Here is a 1,515-nt window from a genome sequence, read left to right as displayed (position 1 = left end):
GCCTCATACGCTGTCGCTCCGTCGACGCCCTTGTCCTTGCGCAGCGCATGATAGGCCGCTGCCAGACGGGCGGTCAGCGCCGAGGTCTCGGGGTCCTCGATGCGGATCACCTCGCCCGCGGCGCCGGCCTCGGCAAGCCTTTGCTCGACGATGCCCCGGCGGCCGACCAGCGTGATCTGCGCAACGTCCTCGCGCACCGAACGCAGTGCCGCCTCGGCGATGCGCGGGTCTTCGCCCTCCGGCAGCACGATGTGGCGCGGCGAGGCCTTGGCGGCGGCGAGGATACGTTCCAGCGGTTTCATCAGGCGTGTCCCAGATAGTAGATGCCGGCGAGGATGAAGAGGCCGATGAAGATGGTCTCGGCGACGATCAGCGCCACCGCATCACCACCGACATCGAGCACGCGGCGCAGCGAGGTCTTCATGCCGACCGCGACGATGCCGCCGAGCAGCGCCCAGCGCGACACCTCCATGCCGGCCTTCGAGACCGCTTCCGGCACGAAACCCAGTGAATTGGCAGCAGCCAGGATGAGGAAGGCGATGACGAAGCCGGGCAGCAGCGGCGGCCGTTTGCCGGCTTCGCCCGCCGGGCCGGCGCCGCGCGTGGCGAGGGAGAACACCAGCACGACCGGCGCCAGCATGGTGACGCGGATGAGCTTGACCAAAGTGGCGGTCTCGCCCGCCTCCGGCGAGACCGAGAAGCCGGCGCCGACCACCTGGGCGACATCGTGGATGGTGCCGCCGAAGAAGATGCCGGTGGCGCGCGCATCGAGACCGATGCCTTCGGCGATCATCGGATAAAAGATCATGGCGAGCGTCGACAGCACCGTCACCGACAGCACGGTGAAGATCAGGTTGCGCTCGGAGAATTCGTTGCGCGGCAGCACGGCGGCGATCGCCATGGCGGCCGATGCTCCGCAGATGGCGACCGAGCCGCTGGTGATCAGCGCAAGCCGCCAGCCGCGGCCGAGGAGTTTCGCCGCACCCAGCCCGAACAGGATGGTCGCGGCGATGGCACAGACCAATAGCAGAATGGTACCGGCGCCAAGACCGACCAAAAGGTCGACGCTGATGCGCATGCCGAGCAAGGCGACGCCGATGCGCAGCACCTTCTTGGCGCTGAGGTCGATGCCGGCGACGCAGCGCCCCTCCTCCGATAGGAAATTGAAGGCAATGCCGAGCAGCAGCGCCATCAACATGGCGGGCGCGCCGTAATGGTCCGACAGGAACTGCGCCGCAATCGCCACGGCCCCGGTCACGGCAAGGCCAGGCCACCAGGCTTGCGCCATCGCAGGCAGGTCGTTGAGACGTCGGGTCGCGGCGGCGGTATTCATTGCTTTAATCCCTTATGGAAGCGGGGTAGTCGCGTGTGGCGCTGAGGTCCCTCTCCGTCTTGGCAACGGCGGCGTTTCCGCCCCCCCCCAGCCACCACAACCCCCCCTAGGCCGGGGGCGGGAAACCAACAGGTATAACGCCCCCCCCGGGGGCGCCCCGGGTGCGACCCCCCCCAAAAGGG

2 protein-coding genes are annotated in these 1,515 nt (G+C 68.2%); both read right to left on the bottom strand.

Going from position 1 to position 1,515, the window contains the following annotated elements:
• Positions 1–302: phosphate acyltransferase (locus L4923_RS30755; RefSeq protein WP_275448664.1), on the bottom strand; the 302-nt coding region annotated here is incomplete at its 3' end.
• Positions 302–1,333 carry a YeiH family protein gene (locus tag L4923_RS30750; protein ID WP_425531047.1) on the bottom strand — a complete coding sequence of 344 codons (1,032 nt, stop codon included), beginning with the start codon at positions 1,331–1,333 and terminating at the stop codon, positions 302–304. The genes L4923_RS30755 and L4923_RS30750, both read right to left, overlap by 1 nt.
• Positions 1,334–1,515 lie beyond the last annotated feature (182 nt).

Origin of the sequence: Terribium retamae, from assembly GCF_022347545.1 — a bacterium.
Taxonomy (GTDB): Bacteria; Pseudomonadota; Alphaproteobacteria; order Rhizobiales; family Rhizobiaceae; genus Mesorhizobium; species Mesorhizobium retamae.
The sequence above is the reverse complement of the archived record's forward strand: the minus strand, read 5'-3'. Positions and strand labels throughout refer to the sequence as shown.

Coding starts and splice junctions, on each gene's coding strand:
- L4923_RS30750 (WP_425531047.1), bottom strand. CDS start 1,333: ATGAATACCGCCGCCGCGACCCGACGTCTCAACGACCTGCCTGCGATG.